The sequence below is a fragment of the Pseudomonas sp. GW821-FHT07G06 genome, from assembly GCF_058986625.1.
Window position 1 is genome coordinate 49523 of record NZ_JBYSVW010000002.1, and the last position, 21573, is coordinate 71095.

Sequence of the window (21573 nt, forward strand, 5' to 3'; positions counted from 1 at the left end):
TCCTGCGAAATGCTTCTTATCTACAGAAGCTAACTGGGAGGATACGCCGACATCGCCTTTTCCACAGCCTCCCGTATGGCATCGGCGCGCTCGCTTTCGCTGCCTCGGTTGCCGGTTTCAGCGCTGGAGCTCCATATCGGCTGGCCGCTTTTGGCGTCAAACATGTCCACCTGAACCACTACGACCTGTTCCGAATAGGTGCGCACGATCGGCACGCTGCCGTACATGCCGTACCCCGGTCCGTAGCTACCGTAACCCCCGTAGTAACCGTAATCGTCCTGAACCTGACGCAAGCGGGTTTCCAGGCGCAGGTCGGCGCTGACAAACAGGTCGGCCGGGCGATTGTCGTGCAACGGGCGCAAGCCGCGCTGGTCCAGCGCATTGCTGACCGCTTCGGCAACCTGCGCCGAGTCCGCCCAGGCCGTGCCCGGTGGCAGGTGCCCGTCGAGCCAGGCCCAACTGCGGTAGCGCCCATAGTCACGGGGTGCTGCCGGATAAGCGCTGCGGTCGAAGGTCTTGGCGGCCTGCGGTGGCGCCGCAGGCAAAGGGTTGGACGTGGCGACATAAGGGTTGCTGCCCTGACAGGCCGCCAGCCCCAGGCAGAACAGCAGTACACCTGAATGACTTTTCATTGCGTGCTCCGATCAGACAGGCCGACAGATCCAGTGCAAGTAACGCCCAAGCCCGGCAAAGCTTGGATGACGGCGGTGGGCCAGCTCCATTTCCAGCAGGTCCACCAGTTCGGCGCGGGCCTGGAACTCCACCGGCATGTAATCGTGAAAAACCCGCACGCCACTCTGGGTTTCGACCCGCCACAGACCTTCAAGTTGCGCCGCCAGTTCGCGCGGATCAAGGGGCTGCTGCGGGGTCAGGCTCTGCTTTTCACCGGCCATGTCGTTCTTGCGCATCTTGCGGAAATGGCCCTTGAGCAAGTTGCGGTAGATCAGCGCATCGCGGTTGTAGAACGCCAGGGACAACCAGCCGTCCGCCTTGGTCAGTTGATGCAGCACCGGCAGGATGGCGTGGGGTTCGGCCAGCCATTCCAGCACGGCGTGGCACAGCACCAGGTCGTAGGGTTCGGTGAGCTGCCCGAGCAGTTCCTGCCAGGGTGCCTGAATGAAGGTGGCGCTCTGCCCGGCTTCGGCAAAACGTTGGCGGGCGCCTTCGAGCATCGGTTCGGCAGGTTCGGCGAGGGTCACCTGATGGCCACGCTGGGCCAGCCACAACGACATGTGGCCAAGGCCGGCGCCGATGTCCAGCACGCGCAGCGGGCGGTCGGGCAAGGTTTCGGCCAGATCGGCCTGCAATACCGCCAGACGGATCGCACCTTTGGCACCGCCGTAGATTTTTTCGGCGAAACGAGTCGCCAGTTGATCGAAATGACGGTCGCTCATCAGCTGAACCTCCGCTCGCTGTCCGCCAGTTTGCTGCGTACCACGGCCTCCATGTCCAGGCCCAGCTCGCTGCACAACAGCAACAGGTAAAGCACGATGTCACCGACTTCCTGCCCGGCATGGGCGAGTTTGTCCGCCGGCAACTGGCGTGACTGGTCTTCGCTCAGCCACTGGAAGATCTCCACCAGCTCGGACATTTCCACGCTCGCGGCCATGGCCAGGTTTTTCGGGCTGTGAAATTGCCGCCAGTCATTGCGGTCACGGATGGCGTGCAGGCGTTCGGTCAGTTCAACAAGGTTCATCGGGCTCTCCTGAAGGCGTATAGCTTCGGGGGGATGACCGAGGATGGCAAGTGACAACGGCTCAGTGTCCCGTTTGTTTTTTGTGGGAGCGAGCCTGCTCGCGAAGGCGGCGGCACATCCAACATTGATGTGTCTGATCCAATGCTTTCGCGAGCAGGCTCGCTCCCACAGTTACAGTGCACGCTCTATGCTTGTGGGAACTCGGCAGCATGATCGACAGCCCAAGGCTCAATTCTCTTTAATCAGGACGTTCATTCCATGCAGGTAGAAGGTTTTTCCGAATGGCTCGGCCAGGTACTCGGCTCGATCATCCGCTTCATCGTTGATGGCCTCAGTGGGCTGTTCAATCTGTTGAGCAACGCCAGCAGCAATTTTATCGAAGGCTTGTCCCAGGCGCTGGGCATGGACACCTCGGTCGTCAGCATCGTGACCTTGATCCTCGGGCTGATCCTGCTGTGGACGGCGATCCGCGCCTTTCTCAATGCGTCGTTCATCATGGGGATCATCTGGTTGATGCTGGGGCTTTGGCTGCTCAGCTGGATCATCCACTGACCCCACCGGACACTGTGGGAGCGAGCCTGCTCGCGAAGACGGAGTATCAGTCGAATCATTATTGACTGGACGACCGCATTCGCGAGCAGGCTCGCTCCCACAATGGATCGCGGAAGATTTCAAATGTGCCGCTACAATGCCGACTCCCCAAGGAGCCTGCATGTCCAACCTGACCGCCGACTGGCGCGACCGCCCTACCCATCGCCGGGTCTGGGCACTCGCCGCGCCGATGATTCTTTCGAACATTTCCGTACCGCTGGTGGCACTGGTCGACAGCACCGTCATCGGTCACCTGCCCCACGCCCATCAACTCGGCGCCGTCGCGGTCGGGGCCAGTCTGTATACCTTCCTTGCCTGGGCCATGGGTTTTCTGCGCATGGGCTCCACCGGGTTCGCCGCCCAGGCGGCCGGGCGCGGGGATGGTGCGGCCTTGCGGCAGATTCTGTTGCAAGGTCTGTTGCTCGCCTTCGGCCTGGCCCTGGTCCTGGGTGCTGTGGGCGTGCCGTTGAGCGGAGCGGCGCTGCACTTCATGCAACCGTCGGCGGAGCTCGATCATCTGACCCGCGAGTTTTTCCACACCCGTCTGTTCGGGCTGCCTGCGGCGCTGGCCAGTTATGCACTGGTCGGCTGGTTTCTCGGCACCCAGAATGCCCGGGCGCCGCTGGCGATTTTGCTGAGTACCAACCTGATCAATATCGCCCTGAACCTGTGGTTCGTCCTCGGCCTCGAATGGGGCGTGGTCGGTGCGGCCCGGGCCTCGGTGATTGCCGAATGGACGGGGGCGCTGATCGGCTTGCTGATGACCCGCAAGGCCCTGCGCGCCTATCCCGGGCATATCGTCTGGGCGGCATTGGCGCTGTGGCACAGTTGGCGGCCACTGCTGGCGGTCAACCGCGACATCTTCATCCGCAGCCTGGCGCTGCAATCGGTGTTTTTCCTGATCACGGTGCAGGGCACGCGGCTGGGCGACGCCACGGTCGCGGCCAATGCCCTGCTGCTCAACGGTTTGCTGCTGACCGCCCACGCCCTCGATGGCCTGGCCCACGCCGTGGAAGCGCTGTGCGGGCATGCCCTCGGCGCCCGCGACCGTGATGCCCTGCGACGTTCATTGGTGGTGGCGGGCGGCTGGTCGTTGCTGGCAAGCCTGGGCTTTGCCGCGCTGTTTCTGTTCGCCGGGCATTTGTTCATCGAAATGCAGACCGACATTCAGAGTGTGCGCGACACCGCGTTCATCTACCTGCCCTACCTCGCCGTACTGCCGCTGATTGCCGTCTGGAGTTACCTGCTCGATGGCCTTTTCATCGGCGCCACCCGCGCCAGGGAAATGCGCAACGGCATGCTGCTGACCCTGGTGCTGGTGCTGCCTTTCGGCTGGGCACTGCAAGGCTGGGGCAACCACGGCCTGTGGATAACCTTTTTGTTGTTCATGCTGCTGCGCAGCCTGACCCTCGGCGTGATCGCCTGGCGCCTGCGCCGTCACGATGGCTGGTTTGCCGGCAGCACTCACTGAGCGGGTCGAATTCATGGCCAGGGGCGGTCGTTTTGCCACAGGCGACGCAGGCTATCGAGACGCTCCTGCTGAGTCCTGCCCGGCAATGGCTGCACGGGCACGGCGTCGGGATACTGCAAACGTAGCCATATCCAGCCATCCAATACCGGGCGCTCGCTGAAACCCAGCGCCAGTCCTTCCTGCACATGGGCCCACAGGCGGGAGAAATCGACCCCGGTGGATCGGTTCCAGCGCCAGGCATGTTGTTCGAGCAGGCAGGTTTGCAGTTTCCCCTGTTGCCCGGCACTGAGGCTCTCCTCGACGGCCAACGGGCTGACCGCCAGCCCGGGATTGGACAAGCGCTGCCACCCCTCGCATCCCGTTGCGCGATCTGCCCAACTGCCGCCGAACCAACGCAACTGCTGGATGGGCCCTAGCCAGCGACTCAGTTCAGCGGCATCGCAAGCATCGAAAAAATAACTGGCCGTGATCGGGTTGTAGTAGTTCAAAAGGGCCCGGTGCAAGCCAAGCGTAACCGTGAGCATGCGCCGTAAATGCGCGAGCAACGATGCAGCGTCGGCCTCGCTGACCATCAGCAATCCGGGCCAGCGTTGGCCGTCGACGATGCACAGATCGGCCAGTGCCGGGCAGGTGCGCAGATCGACCAGGACCGGCCCCTGCTCACGCAGCGCATGCCACTCCGTACCGTCGAACAGCCCGGACCACCGGGCTTGTGCAAACATCTGCCGAAGCGTGGCACCCGCCTGCGGCGTGCCCGGCACATCCAGCAACAACCACTGCGGGGGCGCCTCGGGCGTGCTGGTGACGATCATGCTCCAGAGCTCTGGCCAAGCTGCGTCGCCAGACGACAGGTGCACAACGCCTGTGCGCAATGACTGAAACTGCCACCGCCGGGCAGCAGGCACAGCATCAGCAGCGGTTCTGCCGAGTGCAACCATTGCTCCAGGCCCTCATCGGGCGTACAGATGGCCTGGGAAGTGTCCGCGTTCGTCTCCTCGATCGTTGCCGGCGCATGCAGCACCCCGGTTATCTGCGGCTGGTCGGGATCACCTTCGACAAAACTCACGACCAGTTCGGTTCCTTCGCGCAATGGCGAGTACATCTCGGCCTGCAACGGCCCGGCCAATGCCAGCCAACAGTGACTGGGCGCGGCCCCTTCGCCCTGGTAAAGCCAGTCGAATTGCACCGGTACCGGCCTTGCCGGGTCGGGGCTTTGTTCATCGACCTCGACGACCCATGCCCGCTGCAGGCTGTGCATCTTTGGTTTGCTCGTCGCGCAGGGCGGCTCGAAGCGGGCCGGCCATTGCAGGGCGCGGGCCTGGTTGTGGTACGGCGTCACCGTATCCTGGCTGCCCCAATGTTCAACGTGGGTCACCAGCCAGAGCCGATTGCAATCGGCAACCGGATGACCGGACAGCGGCATCACCCGACCGCTGCGCAAGGTCGCCAGGTCTGTCCGGCATTCGACACTCTGCACCGCAGTGGCAGCGCTACGTTGGCGTTCGAGCTGCCGCACTGCCGGCCGATCACCCTCGCTGCGCAATACCGCAGCCTCACCGGTTCGAAAATGTTGCTGATGGTCGCTGAACACCACGCAGCCACCTCCGACCCGGTTTTCGAAGTGGTAATGCAGTCCTTCCTGGGCGCACAGTCGCTGGATAAATTGCAGGTCCGACTCTCGATATTGCGTGCAGAAATCCCGGGGCGGGTGGTCACCGCTCAGCGCCAGGCGTCGATCTTTACCGGTAATGCCGTGCTCCTTGAGCACCTGATCGAGGATTTGCGGCACCGAACGGGCGCTGAAAATTCGTTGACTGAAACGCTGGGCCAGACAAGCCAATCCTGGCCCCAGGCGCGCCTGGCAGAGTCGGGGCCCCGGGGCATGATCACGCTGGACGAGTTCATGCAATTGCCCATGCACATGATTTCCGGCTGGCCCGAAATGCAACGAAGCCGGGCGGTACAGCAAACTGGCAAGGTCAAGCACCGGGTCATCGATCAGCAGCTCCAGGTCGAACACGAACGGCTCGCTGATGGCTTCTCTACCGGTAAAGACCAGGACCTCAAGGGAGTCGGGCAAACCTGCAACATCCAGACGAAATGGCGGTTCGCTGACTGGGTTGAACATCGGCGTTTCTCTACGGGAGGGGCGGCCGGGGATTCTCGCTGAGAGACATGGCCGAGTAGAGTGCCGAAATACAAATTAGGAAATAACCTACGCGAAAAGAAGACCAAATGCGCTGGGTAGTCGAAACGCAGGTAATTTCCCGTGAAATTGGAGAATTGCCGCACCAGGTCATCTGAAATTTCCGAGGCAAAAGGAAAATTTTCAGACAACCTGATGAGCGTGGAACTTACCTCAGGAAGACAGGTAAGACGAACGGGTCAGCCCCAGACGCAAGGCATCGAGGAACTGCGTGCGCTCGGTTGCGCTGATGCGGGCACTGGCGCACTTGTCGCGGTAGTGAGTCATCAACTCCTCCGGCGACAAGTGCACGTAGCGCAGCATGTCTTCGATGGTGTCGTGGGTTTCGATACCGGCGTGGTACACGCTGCCGTCGGCGTTCTGGTAGATGTTCACCGAGTCGGTGTCACCGAACAGGTTGTGCATGTCGCCAAGAATTTCCTGGTAGGCACCGACCAGGAACACACCCAGCAAATAGTCTTCACCTTCGTTCAGCGCGTGCACCGGCAAACTGGTTTCGATGCTCTGCTCGTCGACGTACTGGTTGATCTTGCCGTCGGAGTCACAGGTCAGGTCTTGCAGCACCGCACGACGCAGCGGCTCTTCGTCGAGGCGGTGCAGCGGGATGATCGGCAGGACCTGGTCGATGGCCCAGGTGTCCGGCAGGCTCTGGAACACCGAGAAGTTGCAGATGTACTTGTCGGCCAGTTTGTCGTTGAGTTCGTCCAGCACCTGACGGTGGGAACGCTGGCGCGCCTTCAGCGAGTTGTGCAGGCGACGGCACACCGCGAAGTAGCACTGTTCGGCCAGAGCTTTCTCGGCCAGGGTCAGCTTGCCGTCGGCGTACTGGGAGGCAACATCGCTCATGTAGTGCGTGGCGCGCCAGTAGGTTTCGGTGACCATCTCGATGTCGGTCGGGCCGAGCAGATCGACCAGCCACTGCACGGTTTCCGGCAGCGCTTCCTTGTTCTCGATCTGTGGCACGTCGTCGTTGTGTTTCTCGACGTCGGTCACCTGGATCACCAGCATGGCGTGGTGCGCGGTCAGGGAGCGGCCGCTTTCGGAGAAGATGTTCGGGTGCGGCAGGCTCTGCGCATCGCAGAACTCCTTGAGCATCCCGACCACGACGCCGGCGTAATCGTCCATGTCGTAGTTGATCGAACTGGCGTTACGCGAGTGCGTGCCGTCGTAGTCCACGCCCAGGCCGCCACCGACATCGATGTGGTCCACCGGCAGGCCGAGGTTGCGCAACTCGCCGTAGTAACGGATCGCTTCCTTGAAGCCGTGCTGGTAGTCCGCCAGGTTGGCGATCTGCGAGCCCATGTGGAAGTGCAGCAGGCGAATGCCCTGGTCCAGGCCGGCCGCGCGGAAACGCTCGACCACCGACAGCAGTTGCGCCGCCGACAGGCCGAACTTGGATTTCTCGCCGCCGGTGTCTGCCCACTTGCTCGACGCCAGGGACGACAGGCGCACGCGCAGGCCAACCTGAGGCTTGACCTTGAGCGAGGCCGCTTCTTCGATCACCAGGCCGACTTCGGATTCTTTCTCGATCACGATGAACACGTTGTGGCCGAGCTTCTGGCCCATCAGCGCCAGGCGGATGAACTCACGGTCCTTGTAACCGTTGCAGACGATGGTGCCGCCCTTCGGCGCCAGTGCCAGCACCGCCAGCAGTTCGGGCTTGGACCCGGCTTCCAGACCGATGGAAACGTTTTGGGTGGCGATGATGTTTTCAATCACCGCTTCCTGCTGGTTCACCTTGATCGGATACAGCGCGGTGTACTTGCTCTGGTATTCCAGACGCTCGATGTTGGCATCGAACGCGCCCGTCAGCTGACGCACGCGGTCTTGCAGAATGTCCGGGAAACGGACCAGCAACGGCAAGGACAGGCCGCTTTTGCGCAGCTGGTCGACTTGCTCGAACAGGTCGATAGGCGAGCTGCTCGGACCGTTCGGACGAACTTCGACGCGACCGGCGTCATTGATCGCGAAATACCCGGCCCCCCAATGACGAATCCCGTAAACACTGCGGCTGTCCGCAACTGTCCATTGGCTGCCATCGTCTTTGCGTGTGCGTCGTACGGACATCGAAGTCCCCTATAAAGAAGTCATAGTGCGTCGCCTGGGTTCAGGCCGGCGCAGTCTAAAGAATGAAAATGACGGTTCGTCAACGAGGCAATAGACCCCGCCGACCGCAGTGAGTTTAGAAACCGGTCATGAACAGGCTCTGTGAAAACCATGTGGACGGCGCCAAGCCTGAATGCCATCAGGACCGGATCAAGCCGAGGGTGGTTTTCACAGAGGCTGCTAGCCGCCGGACTTCTTCGCCTTGAAACCGAGCTTGATCAGTTCTGCCAAGAGTAGCTCGACATGATCGCCCTGGATTTCGATGACACCGTCTTTCAACGCCCCACCGGTACCGCAACGCTTCTTCAACGTCGTGGCCAGTTCCTTGAGCGCATCTTCAGCCAATGGCACGCCGGTGATGGTGGTCACCGTCTTGCCGCCACGGCCCTTGCTTTCGCGACGCACGCGCGCAATGCCGTCGCCGGCCGGGATAACGGTCTGTTTGCAGATGCAGGCGTCCACCGGTTTACTGCATTCCGGGCAATGACGACCTGCGTCGGTGGAAAATACCAGGCCGCCCAAGGCGGCGAAGGATGCGGCTTTTTTGGCCACCGGCAATCCTCTTCGGAGGACAAAGACTGGTCGCAGCACTTGGGAAGGCTATCGACCGCGAAGCCCCACTCAGGCAGGGGCAGCGCTACTGAAACGGCAGAGCTTTTTCGAAACACGCTAACGTCCATCGGACAAAACGCGTCTTCTCTGTAGGAGCGAGCTTGCTCGCGATGAACTCAAGGACGACGTGTTCATTCTGGATGCCCGCGTTATCGTTGACGTCCATCGCGAGCAAGCTCGCTCCTACAGTTACAGCAATACCGGTTCAGTTTAAAAAGGTCGCGCAGTGTAACGGCAAAAACGCCGATTGCTAAGAGCCAATCGGCGCCAATTTATAGCTGTTTTGCGACGTTGCTTTGTTGAGCCTTCAGATAGCGCTTCAACGCCGCCAGAGAGTCCGGGCAGTAAGGCTTTTGTTCGATCTCCAGCATGACCTGATCGATGGGGATAAAGCGTGCTTCGAGCACCTCTTCCGGTTGCAGGGTCAACGGGCCGTCCCACACCGCCGAGAACGCCGAGCACCACAGGCGATTGCCAGTGTCCTCGAAGAAGAAATGGTCATGGGCGGTCAGCTCCACGCCACTCACGCCCAGCTCTTCTTCCAGCTCCCGGGCCGCCGATTCGGCGTAGGTTTCAGTGGCGAGCACCATGCCCCCCGCTGCCACGTCCCAGTAACCGGGATAGATCGCCTTGCTCAGGGTGCGGCGATGCACGCACAGCTCGCCAGCGGAATTGAACAACATGATGTAGGTACCGCGCCCGATCAGCCCGCGCTCGCGCAAATCGGAACGGACCAGGGCGCCCAGCAGGTTGTCCTGCTCGTCGACCCAGGCGATCTGTTCAGCATCGGAAGCCGCACGGTGTGCGGCTTCCCTGGCGTTTTCGACCATGACTCAGCCCTGATTGAGCAGTTGACGCAAATCGATCACCGCGGCGTTGGCCCGGGAAATGTAGTTGGCCATGACCAGCGAGTGGTTGGCCAGTACGCCGAAGCCACTGCCGTTGAGGATCATCGGGCTCCACACCGGCTCCTGCGAGGCTTCCAGCTCACGAATGATCTGGCGCACGCTGACCGTGGCGTTTTTCTTCGCCAGCACATCGGCGAAGTCGACTTCGATGGCGCGCAACAGGTGCGACAGCGCCCAGGCCTGGCCGCGGGCTTCGTAGAACACGTTGTCGATCTGCATCCACGGCGTCTCGACGATTTCCTCGTCGACCTGCGGCACCTCGCCCGGTGCCACGACTTCGGTTTTCAATGCGGTATTGAGCTTGACCCGACCCACACTGGCCGACAGCCGTTGCGACAGCGAACCGAGGCGGGTACCGACATCACCCAGCCAGTTGTTCAGGTTGTCGGCACGGGCATAGAACAACGCGCTCTTCTGGTTCGGATCAGACAGGCGTGCCTGATAGCGACTCAGGGAGTTGATGCCTTCCTGGTACTCGGACTCACTGGACGGCAGCACCCAGCTCTTGTTGTCGAAGTTGAAACGCGGCTCGGCCTTGGCCAGGTCGGCGTCTTCGGCGGACTGCGACTGCGAACGGGCGAAGTCTTTGCGCAACGCGCGGCTCAGGTCGCGGACCTGCACCAGCACGCCATATTCCCAGCTCGGCATGTTGTCCATCCACAGGCCTGGCGGGAAACGGTCGTTGGATATATAGCCGCCCGGCTTGGTCAGCAAGGTACCGGCGACGGTCTTGAGGGTTTCCACCGTGGTGTAGCCGACGACCATCTGCTTGCCTTCTTTCTCGGCCGCCAGTTGTGCGGTTTGCTGGACCGGGAAGAGCGCCGGCTCCTGGCTCCAGTACCAGCCCAGGACACTCGCCACCAACAGGTAGATGCCCAGCAGAGTGGCCAGCGCCCGGCTGAACAACAGACCGCCCAGGTAACTGCGGGTCTCCGACTTCGGTTCAGCGGCACGTTCAGGCACACTGCCTGTGCGGTTCTTCCAGTCCAGCATGGCGATATCCTTTCAATCTCTTGAGTTCAACGGTTCGACCACAACCATACAACAACGTGCCTTGGCCCGGCACCCGCCATTGCACCGATGCGGAAAATTACCGGGCTTGTGGATGAAAATGTTCCTGCCCCCCCGACGACGCTACGACCTTCAACATCCGGCTAATGCTCTGAACTTCCGCCTAGGGGAATCCCCTACCCCTGAAACCGAAGAAACCGCGCCACTGCGCACTGGCTGGAAAATCATGATTTTCCAAATGCCGGTCACCCTTCAATTGCCACCCCGCGCCCACCAAGCGCCCTGAATAAAGCACTTCACCCCCGCACACCGCGACTTTAAAGGCTCAAACCAGACTACTCGGTCACAAACTGAATGAGGTCGCATTGCAGATTATTGACGTACAGCGCTCATGTAATGGAAAAGTGGTGCTAGCATAGAGCCACCAGTCGACCTCAGTGTGCACCCTAACTAGTAGTCAGGATATGACCGAGCCAGAAGACCCCAGCCGCGAGCGCCTCAAGCACCACTTTGCCCAGCGGGTAATTCATCAGGCTCGTCAGATTCTTGAGATATGGCAGCGCCTGCAACGCAGCGAGTGGTCCACCGCCGACCTGTCGGAACTGAGCGAGGCCAATCTGCGCCTGCTGCGTTTCGCCGAGCGCTTCGAGCAGCCGGAACACACGCAACTGGCGCGCCATATCGGTCAATCCCTGGAGGCGGTCGACGCCAACCGCGGACGCCTGAGCAGCGGTCTGATCACCGACCTCAATCGCTTGATGCAGCGTCTGTCACGCACTGGCCTGCGCCATGGCGACCAACTCGATCAAACCTTCCTGCCGCCACTGCGCAAGCCCATCTATGTGATGCTGCAGGATCACGACCGCGCCGAGCGCCTGGCCAAACAACTGGAATTCTTCGGGCTCAGCGCCCAGTCCCTGGACAGCGTAGACGCGTTTCGCTCGTCGATGGTCGAGCGCTTGCCGGCGGCGATTGTCATGGACGTGGACTTCAGCGGCCCCGGTGTCGGCCTGAAGCTGGCCGCCGAAGCCCAGGAAGGACTGGACCATCGCTTGCCGCTGCTGTTCTTCAGCCTGCACGAAACCGACACACCGACCCGCCTCGCCGCCGTGCGTGCCGGAGGCCAGGAATTCCTCACCGGCACCCTCGAAGCCTCGAGCCTGCTGGAGAAAATCGAAGTCCTGACCTGCGTCGCCCAGTACGAACCCTATAAAGTGCTGATCATCGACGACTCCCGCGCCCAGGCCCTGCACACCGAGCGCCTGCTCAACAGTGCCGGGATCGTCACCCGGACGTTGATCGAGCCGATCCAGGCCATGGCCGAACTGGCGGACTTCCAGCCGGACCTGATCATCCTCGACATGTACATGCCGGCCTGCACCGGCACGGAACTGGCCAAGGTGATCCGTCACAACGACCGTTATGTCAGCGTGCCGATCATTTACCTGTCGGCCGAAGACGACCTGGACAAGCAACTCGATGCCATGAGCGAGGGCGGCGATGACTTCCTGACCAAACCGATCAAGCCCCGGCACCTGATCACCACCGTGCGCAACCGTGCAGCAAGGGCCCGCAACCTCAAGGCACGGATGGTCCGCGACAGCCTCACCGGCCTGTACAACCACACGCACATCCTGCAATTGCTCGAAGACTGCTCGTTCCGCGCCCGCCGCGAGAACAAGCCGCTGAGCTTTGCCATGCTCGACATCGACCACTTCAAACGGGTCAACGACAGCCACGGCCACCCCATGGGCGACCGGGTGATCAAGAGCCTGGCGCTGTTTCTCAAGCAACGCCTGCGCAAAACCGACTTCATCGGCCGCTACGGTGGCGAAGAGTTCGCCATCGTCATGCCGGACACCGATATCGAAGCGGCCTACAACGTACTCGATGAAATCCGCCAGCGTTTTGCCGAGATTCACTATCCCGCTCAACCCCAGGACCTGTGGTGCACCTTCAGTGCCGGGGTGGTGGAATTATGTGAAAGCTCCGACAGCCTGATGATGGCCAGCCTGGCAGACGAGGCGCTGTACCGTGCCAAGGGCGGCGGACGCAATCGCGTACAGGCCGCTCGCACATCAAAGCAAAGTGCCACTTTTTCATCGGAATCGACCGATACAGTCATAACCCTGTAACAGAAACGCAATAACTTCAGGCGCTTACCATTTCTGTCGTTGGTAGTCCGTAATGCGCCTGAAGCTGCTGACCAATCTCAATACCCTCCTTTTGGTGGCCGTGTGCGTGGCCCTCGGCGCCACGCTGTGGTGGTCGCAAAAAGCCCTTGAGCGTCCGTATCTATTAATGGAGCGCTACCTGGGCCTGTCGCAGCAGTTTCAGAATGAAGTCGCCCGCAGCGTCGAGGATTACCTTGGCAGCGGCGATGCCCTGCGCCTGAGCAGTGCCGCCCAAGGCATCGACAGCCTGCAAAAACAACTCGGCGAATTGCCACCCGCCCTGGCCGAGACCTTGCGCCCGAGCCTGTCGACCCTTGAAGAGTTCAGCAAAACCGACCTGCTGGCAGCCGGCAAACTGGCCGGCGATCCGCAGGCCCTGCTGCTGCAGGCCGAACGGGAACTGGGTGCCAGTCTCGATCAGCTCAGCCAGTACGCCAGTGGCAATGCCGCCTATCTGACACCGCTGCTCACCGCATCGCAGCACCTGGGCAAATTGTCCCTGGCGCGGGAAAAGCTGGTCAGCAGCGGCCGCAGCGAGCTGGCCGTCGACGTCGAACGCGAAGTGACCAACATCCGCACCCAGGCGGAAAAACTCGATGCCCTGCCCTTGCTGGGCGTGACCTCCAGCAGCGAATCGGACACCGATGATTTCGCAGCGATGATGGGCCTTGAGAACAAGGAAAAAACCGTTGCCGAAGATGCCGGCGTCGGCCTCAAGCGTGAGCTCAACAGCCTGCTCACCCGCTACCCGGCCGAGCTCGCGCGCACCCGGGATCAAATCGGCAAACGCGCTGACCTGAGCACCGCGACTCACCTGAAAATCGCCGACGTGCAACAGGCCATTGCCGGGCTGGAGCCGGTGGTACGCGCCCAGCACGGGCAGATCCAGGGTGAAGTACGACTGATGCAAGGCGTGATGATCGGCTTGATCCTGTTGATCGCGCTGCTGATCGACACCCTGCAGCGCAAACTGGCCCGGACCCTGACCAACCTCGCCCCGGCCCTGTCGACCTGGGCCGAAGGCGACTTCAGCCGCGACATTCAACTGGGCAACACCAACCGCGAACTGCATGACATTGAAGCCTCGCTCAACCGCCTGCGCGCTTATCTGGTGGACCTGGTGGGGACCATCCGCCTCAATGCCGAGCAAGTGGCCGGCAGCAGCCGCACCCTGGCCGACTTGAGCAACGATTTGCATGACGGAGCGCAACATCAGGCCGGCGACACGGCGCTGATCCGCGACTCCCTCAGCGAGCTGGAAGCGACCATTCAGCAAGTCGCCGGCGACGCCAGCCAGGCTGCCGACGCCAGCCGCCACGCCGGCCTGGCCGTGGAGCACGGACAGAAAGTCATCGGCCTGAGCCTCACCGGCCTGCATGCACTGGTGGATGAAGTGCAAGGCAATGCGCAAATGATCGAACACCTGGCCGAGGAGTCGGCCACCATCGGCGGCGTGTTGACGGTGATCCGCTCAATCGCCGACCAGACCAACCTGCTGGCCTTGAACGCGGCCATCGAAGCAGCCCGGGCCGGGGAAATGGGCCGCGGCTTTGCCGTGGTGGCGGAAGAGGTGCGCTCACTGGCGCAACGTACCGCCGGGGCCACGGCAGAAATCCAGACGCTGATCGCCGGGCTGCAAACTGCTGCGCGGCAATCGGTGGAAGGCATGCGTGCCCAGGTCGAACACGCCGAAGCCACGGCCAGCCAGGCCCAGGCCGCCGATGGCGCGCTGGATAAAATCGTCGGGGCGATCCAGACCATTTCCGACACGGCGGTGCGCATCGCCGATGTCACCGCCCAGCAAAGCGGCGCGGTCAGCGAGATTCGTGACCACAGCGAGCGGATTCATCAGTTGGGTGGGGATAACTTGCTGCGCATTGGCGAAGGGCGTGAGCAGGGAGAAAACCTGCTGGTGCTGGGTGGACGACTGCACACCGCCGTTCAAGCCTTCCGCGTCTGACAGACCGCCATCGCGAGCAAGCTCGCTCCCACATTTGATCTGTGCACGACACAAATCCCCTGTGGGAGCGAGCTTGCTCGCGATGGCGTCAGAACATTCACAGCAGACTCCTGCTCTGCACGCCTGGCCACTGTCCGCTATCATCCCCCCAATTCCGATACGCGAGATCGTCATGCGCCGTTTGCTCTGCCTGCTGCTTTTAGTATTCGCCCTGCCGGCCAGCGCCACCGGCTTGCTGGAAAATCGTCCCAGCGCCAGCCTGGGCTCGATCAACAACAGCGCCGACTTCCTGCCCGTGCGCGAAGCCTTCCAGTTGAACCTGGTAGAAAGCACACCGCAATCGATCAAGCTGCGCTTCGTCGCCACTGAAGGCTATTACCTCTACCGTCACCGTTTCCAGTTTCGCGCCGATCCGGCCGAAGTCGTGCTCGGCGCGGCGAAACTGCCCGATGGCCAGAAAAAGCACGATGAGTACTTCGGCGACGTCGAGGTCTACCACGGCATTCTCGACGTCGAACTACCGCGCACCGATCAGCGGGCCTTCACCCTGGCCGTGACCTATCAGGGTTGCGCCGATAAAGGTCTGTGCTATCCGCCGGAGACCGAGCGCCTGAGCATCGACGGCAGCGGCGTGGGGACGACGACGGCATCTCAATGGAGCTGGCGTGAACTGGCCTTGTTTTTCCTCGCGGGCCTGGGCCTGACCTTCACACCTTGCGTGCTGCCCATGCTGCCGATCCTGTCCGGGGTGGTGCTGCGCGGCCAGGTCGGCGGCTGGCGCGGCTTCAATCTGTCACTGGCCTATGTGCTGCCGATGGCCGCGTGCTTTGCCCTGCTCGGTGCGCTGATGGGCCTGTTCGGTGCCCAGCTCAATCTGCAGGCGCGGCTGCAATCGGCCTGGGTGCTGGTGCCTTTTGCGATGTTTTTTGCGCTGTTCGCGCTGGCGATGTTCGGCGTCTTCGAACTGAAACTGCCGCACGCCATCAACAGTCGCCTGGACCGCATCGCCGGTCGCACCGAAGGCGGGTCACTGTGGGGCGCCGCGGTGTTGGGCGTGGTCTCCAGCTTGCTGGTTTCACCTTGTGTTTCGGCACCACTGGCCGGCGCGTTGCTGTACATCAGCGCCAGTGGCGATGCGCTGGGCGGCGGCCTGAAACTGTTCATGCTCGGCCTCGGCATGGGCGCACCCCTATTGCTGGTAGCCACCGGTGGCGCAGCCTGGTTGCCAAAAAGCGGTCCGTGGCTGGTCTACGTTAAAAACGCGATTGGCGTGTTGTTGCTCGGGTTGGCCGTCGGCCTGCTCAGTCGCGTCCTGCCGGGTCAGGTCACCTTGCTGCTGATCGGTTTGCTGGCCGGCGGGGTCGGCCTGTTCATGGGGGCGCTGGAGTTCGTCTATAAACCACCACGCAAACGCCTCGGACAGTTGCTCGGCATGTTCCTGGTGTTTTACGCGCTGGCCTGCTGGTACGGCGCGTTCAGCGGCCAGACCGACCCGTTCAACCCGATAGGCCAGCCCCGTATCGTCGCCAACAGCGGCGCTGCACAAAACACCAGCGCCTGGCAAACCGTCAGCACGCCGGCCGATCTGGACCGCGCACTCACCGACGCACGCGCCTCCGGCACCCCGCTGCTGCTCGACTGGTATGCCGACTGGTGCATCAGTTGCAAAGTCATCGAGCGTGAGGTGTTGGACGACCCTGTCGTCATCGAACGCCTCAAGGGTTACCGGCTGATCCGCTTCGACATCACCGCCAGCAACGCCGAGCAACGCGCCCTGCTCGACCGCTACCAGTTGTTCGGCCCCCCGGCCCTGATGTTTTTCGGCAAGGACGGTGTCGAACGCGCCGATGTGCGGGTGATCGGCGAGATCAACGCCAAAGACTTCGCCGAACGTGTTGCCAGGGCGAATGACCACATTTAATCAAGCAGTCATATATTTCGCGCAAACATCGGTCATCGTGCTGCCTATTGCAGAGAACTGGACAGTCACAAAGGCTTTGCGGCATAGTCGCCGGGTTCTGACAATTGCTCACGGAAAATAAAGGAACAGCCGATGGCGACCCTACTGGTTCTGCACGGACCCAACCTGAACTTGCTCGGCACTCGTGAACCGGGCACCTACGGCGCCACGACCCTGGCGCAGATCAACCAGGACCTGGAACGCCGTGCCCGTGAAGCCGGCCATCATTTGCTGCACCTGCAAAGCAATGCCGAGTACGAATTGATCGACCGTATTCACGCTGCCCGCAGCGAAGGCGTGGACTTCATTTTGATTAACCCGGCAGCTTTTACACATACAAGTGTCGCATTACGTGACGCGCTGCTGGCGGTGAGCATCCCATTCATCGAAGTGCATTTGTCCAACGTGCACAAACGCGAACCTTTCCGCCATCACTCTTACTTCTCCGACGTAGCGGTGGGAGTGATCTGCGGCCTTGGCGCCAGCGGTTACCGACTGGCCCTGGAGGCCGCCCTGGAACAGCTTGAACAACAAGTTAACCGCCCCTGACCGACCCTTGGGAGTTGATGATTCATGGATATCCGTAAAGTTAAGAAACTGATCGAATTGCTGGAAGAGTCCGGCATCGACGAGCTCGAGATCAAGGAAGGCGAAGAGTCCGTACGCATCAGCCGTCATAGCAAGACCCCGGCTCAACAGTACTACGCACCGGCTCCAATGCCTGCTCCGGCTGCCGCGCCTGTCGCTGCCGCCGCTCCGGCTGCCGCTGCTGCACCTGCTGCCGCCGCCGCACCAGCGCTGAACGGCACCGTTGCCTGTTCGCCGATGGTCGGTACGTTCTACCGCAAGTCTTCGCCAACCTCGCCGTCCTTCGTTGAAGTCGGCCAGACCGTGAAGAAAGGCGACACCCTGTGCATCGTTGAAGCCATGAAGATGATGAACCACATCGAAGCTGAAACCAGCGGTGTGATCGAATCCATCCTCGTCGAAGACGGCCAGCCGGTTGAGTACGACCAACCGCTGTTCACCATCGTTTGAACCGCGGAGAGCCTTTGATGACTGCGAAGTTGGAAAAAGTTCTGATCGCCAACCGCGGTGAGATCGCCCTGCGGATCCTGCGCGCCTGCAAAGAGATGGGCATCAAGACCGTCGCCGTTTACTCCAAGGCTGACAAGGAACTGATGCACCTGGGCCTGGCAGACGAATCCGTCTGCATCGGACCGGCATCGGCCGCCCACTCCTACCTGCACATTCCGGCAATCATTGCCGCAGCCGAAGTGACGGGCGCCACCGCCATTCACCCGGGCTACGGCTTCCTTGCGGAAAACGCCGACTTCGCCGAGCAGGTCGAGAACTCCGGCTTTGCGTTCATTGGCCCGAAAGCCGAAACCATTCGCCTGATGGGCGACAAGGTATCGGCAAAGCACGCCATGATCGCAGCTGGCGTACCGACCGTTCCGGGTTCTGACGGCCCGCTGCCGGAAGACGAAGAAACCGCTCTGCGCATTGGTCGCGAAGTGGGTTACCCGGTGATCATCAAGGCCGCTGGCGGCGGTGGTGGCCGCGGCATGCGCGTTGTGCACAAGGAAGAAGACCTGATTTCCTCGGCGAAACTGACCCGCTCCGAAGCCGGTGCGGCGTTCGGCAACCCGATGGTCTATCTGGAAAAATTCCTGACCAACCCACGCCACGTGGAAGTCCAGGTTCTTTCCGATGGCCAGGGCCAGGCTATCCATCTGGGCGACCGCGATTGCTCGCTGCAACGTCGTCACCAGAAGGTTCTGGAAGAAGCGCCGGCACCGGGCATCGACGAACAGGCCCGCCAGGAAGTTCTGGCTCGCTGCGTCAAGGCGTGCATCGACATCGGCTACCGTGGCGCGGGCACTTTCGAGTTCCTGTACGAAAACGGTCGTTTCTACTTCATCGAGATGAACACTCGTGTCCAGGTAGAGCACCCGGTTTCGGAAATGGTCACTGGTATCGACATCGTCAAGGAGATGCTCAGCATCGCCGCCGGCAACAAGCTGTCGTTCACCCAGGATGACGTGGTCATCCGCGGTCACGCGCTGGAATGCCGGATCAACGCCGAAGACCCGAAAACCTTCATGCCGAGCCCTGGCACGGTCAAGCATTTCCACGCTCCAGGCGGCAACGGCGTTCGCGTCGACTCGCACCTGTACAGTGGTTATGCCGTTCCGCCGAACTACGATTCGTTGATCGGCAAGCTGATCACCTACGGCGCAACCCGTGACGAAGCCATGGCGCGCATGCGCAATGCGCTGGACGAGATCGTGGTTGACGGGATCAAGACCAACATCCCGCTGCACCGCGACCTGACCCGCGATGAAGGCTTCTGCAAAGGGGGGGTGAACATTCACTACCTCGAGCACAAGCTGGCTGGCGAGAAGCACTAAGCTTCAGCTGGTACACAACAAAGCCGCCTTCGGGCGGCTTTGTTGTTTCCGGGAAAAGAAGATCAAAAGATCGCAGCCTTCGGCAGCTCCTACAGATGAATGTGAACACCTGTAGGAGCTGCCGAAGGCTGCGATCTTTTGATTTTTCTCCATGGTCGTCATCGGCCCCGCTCTCGCGTAAACTTGCGTCCTTCTCGCAGCCCGCCAGGCTGCAATCAACATTTTTCAAAGGTGCCCGCCATGCCTTGGCTGCAAGTACGTCTCGCCATCAGCCCAGAACAAGCCGAAACCTATGAAGACGCTTTCCTTGAAGTGGGCGCCGTATCGGTGACCTTCATGGACGCCGAAGACCAGCCGATCTTCGAACCGGAACTCAATACCACGCCACTGTGGTCGCACACGCACCTGCTGGCCCTGTTCGAAGGTGGCACCGAGCCCGGCCCGGTACTGGCCCACCTGGAGCTGCTGACCGGCAGCCCGCTGCCTGAACACCACAGCGAAGTCATCGAAGACCAGGATTGGGAACGCAGCTGGATGGACGGCTTCCAGCCAATGCGTTTCGGCCAGCGCCTGTGGATCGTGCCGAGCTGGCACGCCGCGCCGGAACCTGACGCAGTGAACCTGTTGCTTGATCCGGGCCTGGCGTTCGGCACCGGCACCCACCCGACCACCGCACTGTGCCTGGAATGGCTCGACAGCCAGGACCTGAAGGACTGCAACGTGCTGGACTTCGGCTGCGGCTCGGGGATCCTGGCGATCGCCGCGCTGTTGCTGGGCGCCAGGGAAGCCGTGGGCACCGACATCGACGTGCAGGCGCTGGAAGCCTCCCGCGACAACGCCGGGCGCAATAACATCGCTGATGAGTTGTTCCCACTGTATCTGCCGGAAGATTTGCCGCAGGTGCAAGCCGACGTGCTGGTGGCCAACATTCTCGCCGGCCCGCTGGTTTCCCTGGCGCCGCAGCTGTCCGGCCTGGTCAAGTCGGGCGGTCGCCTGGCGCTGTCGGGCATCCTCGCCGAACAAGGTGACGAAGTCGCTGCCGCCTACGCCAAGGACTTCGATCTGGATCCGATCGCCAATCGCGATGGCTGGGTGCGCATCACTGGCCGTCGGCGCTAGAATGGCCGCCTGCATAATCCGGAACGCCGCATGACCGACAGCTTCGTCACTCAGTGCCCGCATTGCCAAACCAGCTTCCGCGTCAGCCATGCCCAATTGAGCGTGGCTCGCGGCGTCGTTCGCTGCGGCTCCTGCCTGCAGGTGTTCAATGCCGCCAGGCAGTTGCTTGAGCAAGCCGGCAAGGAACCACCGGTAGCGGCGCCGCTACCGCCTGTGCAGCCTGCCGAACCCCTCGAGCCATCGGCACCGCGCGCCATCAGCCAAAAGCAATGGAGCGCGACCGAACTGGACCTGGACAGCCTCGACCTCGACGAAGAACTCGCCCGGCTCGAACAGCGGGAAATCCAGCCGGCCACCGAGCTCGGCCGCCATCGCGACGACTCGCTGAGCGCCCGCCGCGACAGCACCGGGCAGGATGACGAGGAGCCGTGGTCCGACAGCCTGTTCAGTGAGTCGGCGGCCGATCGTGCGCAAGTCGACGAACCGTTCGACAGCCTTGAATCGCCAGAGCCGACGGTCGAACCGGGCAAAGCCTCGCGCACAGAACCTTCGCTGACTCTGGAACCGGTCGATCTCGACGACGAACTGCAGCCACCCCAGTTGCGCTTGCACGACCCACTCGATGCGCCGCTGCACCACGAACGCCTGTCGGCCGCCGACGAGAACGAAATCGACGACAACCTGCCCTCGATCGAGCCGCTGCGCAAGCGCCGCGAACGCAGCGAGACAGGCCCGCGTGCCGAAGTGCTGCAAGACCTGACCGACGACCCGCTGCAACTGGACTGGCAAAAACGCCGCTCGCCCTGGGGCCGACGGCTGTTGTGGTTGCTGCTGGTGCTGATCGCCGCTGGCGCGCTCGCCGGCCAGTACATCGCCTACCATTTCGACGAACTGGCGCGACAGGATCAATATCGCCCGTGGTTCCAGCAACTGTGCCCGCAAATCGGCTGCACCGTGCCCTCCAAGGTCGACATTGCAAAAATCAAAAGCAGCAACCTGGTGGTGCGCAGCCATCCCGAATTCAATGGCGCACTGGTGGTCGATGCGATCATCTATAACCGCGCGCCCTTTTCCCAGCCCTTCCCGCTGCTGGAACTGCGCTTCGCCGATCTCAATGGCCACCTGATCGCCAGTCGCCGCTTCAAACCCGGCGAGTACCTCAATGGCGATCTCGAAGGCATGGCGGAAATGCCTCCACAGACGCCGATCCACATCGCCCTGGACATTCTCGACCCCGGCGCCAAGGCCGTGAACTACAGTCTGAGCTTCCACTCTCCGGAGTGAAACGCTTCATCGCTCCCCGATTGAAGTCGGCTTTCTGACTCCCCCTGGCCAACCAAACCAC

19 protein-coding genes are annotated in these 21573 nt (G+C 61.7%); 10 read left to right on the plus strand and 9 right to left on the minus strand.

Annotated elements, in window-relative coordinates:
- Positions 1-29 precede the first annotated feature (29 nt).
- Genes AC3WJW_RS03790 through AC3WJW_RS03800 form a run of 3 tightly spaced genes read right to left on the minus strand, consistent with a single transcriptional unit; the run spans position 30 to position 1696 of the window.
- The gene (locus tag AC3WJW_RS03790) at positions 30-632 is read right to left on the minus strand and encodes a DUF4136 domain-containing protein (RefSeq protein ID WP_493725174.1); all 603 of its coding nucleotides are present in this window, start codon (positions 630-632) and stop codon (positions 30-32) included.
- A gap of 12 nt (positions 633-644) precedes the next feature.
- The gene (locus tag AC3WJW_RS03795; protein WP_429382386.1) at positions 645-1394 is read right to left on the minus strand and encodes a methyltransferase domain-containing protein; all 750 of its coding nucleotides are present in this window, start codon (positions 1392-1394) and stop codon (positions 645-647) included.
- Positions 1394-1696: a MazG-like family protein gene (locus AC3WJW_RS03800; protein ID WP_126049043.1), complete on the minus strand. Its 303-nt coding sequence runs from the start codon at positions 1694-1696 to the stop codon at positions 1394-1396. The genes AC3WJW_RS03795 and AC3WJW_RS03800 overlap by 1 nt, the downstream gene beginning before the upstream one ends.
- 258 nt (positions 1697-1954) lie before the next feature.
- On the opposite strand from AC3WJW_RS03800, the gene AC3WJW_RS03805 reads away from it, so the two are divergent.
- Together AC3WJW_RS03805 and AC3WJW_RS03810 are read left to right on the plus strand one after the other, a co-directional pair.
- A complete protein-coding gene (locus tag AC3WJW_RS03805; RefSeq protein ID WP_493725175.1) occupies positions 1955-2248 on the plus strand; it encodes a hypothetical protein in 294 nt (97 codons plus the stop codon).
- Positions 2249-2408: 160 nt separating this feature from the next.
- Complete coding sequence (locus tag AC3WJW_RS03810; RefSeq protein WP_493725176.1) at positions 2409-3758, plus strand: MATE family efflux transporter; 1350 nt, start codon at positions 2409-2411, stop codon at positions 3756-3758.
- An 11-nt stretch (positions 3759-3769) separates the two neighbouring features.
- On the opposite strand, the gene AC3WJW_RS03815 is transcribed toward AC3WJW_RS03810, so the two are convergent.
- From AC3WJW_RS03815 to AC3WJW_RS03840, 6 genes are all read right to left on the minus strand, one after another.
- On the minus strand, positions 3770-4570 hold the full coding sequence (locus tag AC3WJW_RS03815; RefSeq protein WP_493725177.1) for a DUF4123 domain-containing protein: 801 nt from the start codon (positions 4568-4570) through the stop codon (positions 3770-3772).
- Positions 4567-5886, minus strand: a complete 1320-nt coding sequence (locus AC3WJW_RS03820; protein ID WP_493725178.1) for a type VI secretion system Vgr family protein — start codon at positions 5884-5886, stop codon at positions 4567-4569. The genes AC3WJW_RS03815 and AC3WJW_RS03820 overlap by 4 nt, the downstream gene beginning before the upstream one ends.
- Positions 5887-6117: 231 nt before the next feature.
- Entirely contained in the window at positions 6118-8031 is a 1914-nt protein-coding gene (speA, locus tag AC3WJW_RS03825) for an arginine decarboxylase (protein WP_493725179.1), read from the minus strand.
- Positions 8032-8250: 219 nt separating this feature from the next.
- Positions 8251-8622, minus strand: coding sequence for a translation initiation factor Sui1 (locus AC3WJW_RS03830; RefSeq protein ID WP_007991289.1), 372 nt, complete (start codon positions 8620-8622; stop codon positions 8251-8253).
- A gap of 332 nt (positions 8623-8954) precedes the next feature.
- Positions 8955-9512, minus strand: coding sequence for an NUDIX hydrolase (locus AC3WJW_RS03835; protein WP_493725180.1), 558 nt, complete (start codon positions 9510-9512; stop codon positions 8955-8957).
- A gap of 3 nt (positions 9513-9515) precedes the next feature.
- Complete coding sequence (locus AC3WJW_RS03840) at positions 9516-10583, minus strand: DUF2333 family protein (RefSeq protein WP_493725181.1); 1068 nt, start codon at positions 10581-10583, stop codon at positions 9516-9518.
- Positions 10584-11065: 482 nt separating this feature from the next.
- On the opposite strand from AC3WJW_RS03840, the gene gcbA reads away from it, so the two are divergent.
- The 8 genes from gcbA to AC3WJW_RS03880 all read left to right on the plus strand — a co-directional run bounded on the left by gcbA (position 11066) and on the right by AC3WJW_RS03880 (position 21512).
- Complete coding sequence (gene gcbA, locus AC3WJW_RS03845; protein WP_102700469.1) at positions 11066-12736, plus strand: diguanylate cyclase GcbA; 1671 nt, start codon at positions 11066-11068, stop codon at positions 12734-12736.
- 955 nt (positions 12737-13691) lie between these two features.
- Complete coding sequence (locus tag AC3WJW_RS03850; RefSeq protein ID WP_371317839.1) at positions 13692-14735, plus strand: methyl-accepting chemotaxis protein; 1044 nt, start codon at positions 13692-13694, stop codon at positions 14733-14735.
- Between the two features lie 172 nt (positions 14736-14907).
- A complete protein-coding gene (locus AC3WJW_RS03855) occupies positions 14908-16656 on the plus strand; it encodes a protein-disulfide reductase DsbD (RefSeq protein WP_493725182.1) in 1749 nt (582 codons plus the stop codon).
- 132 nt (positions 16657-16788) lie between these two features.
- Positions 16789-17244, plus strand: a complete 456-nt coding sequence (aroQ, locus tag AC3WJW_RS03860) for a type II 3-dehydroquinate dehydratase (protein WP_007971361.1) — start codon at positions 16789-16791, stop codon at positions 17242-17244.
- 24 nt (positions 17245-17268) lie between these two features.
- Positions 17269-17733: an acetyl-CoA carboxylase biotin carboxyl carrier protein gene (gene accB / locus AC3WJW_RS03865; RefSeq protein WP_493725183.1), complete on the plus strand. Its 465-nt coding sequence runs from the start codon at positions 17269-17271 to the stop codon at positions 17731-17733.
- A 17-nt stretch (positions 17734-17750) separates the two neighbouring features.
- Positions 17751-19109 (plus strand): acetyl-CoA carboxylase biotin carboxylase subunit, encoded by a 1359-nt coding sequence (gene accC, locus AC3WJW_RS03870; protein ID WP_007971365.1) that lies wholly within the window; start codon positions 17751-17753, stop codon positions 19107-19109.
- 240 nt (positions 19110-19349) lie between these two features.
- Positions 19350-20228 (plus strand): 50S ribosomal protein L11 methyltransferase, encoded by an 879-nt coding sequence (prmA, locus tag AC3WJW_RS03875; protein ID WP_493725184.1) that lies wholly within the window; start codon positions 19350-19352, stop codon positions 20226-20228.
- A 30-nt stretch (positions 20229-20258) separates the two neighbouring features.
- On the plus strand, positions 20259-21512 hold the full coding sequence (locus AC3WJW_RS03880) for a DUF3426 domain-containing protein (protein WP_493725185.1): 1254 nt from the start codon (positions 20259-20261) through the stop codon (positions 21510-21512).
- The last annotated feature ends 61 nt before the right edge of the window (positions 21513-21573 follow it).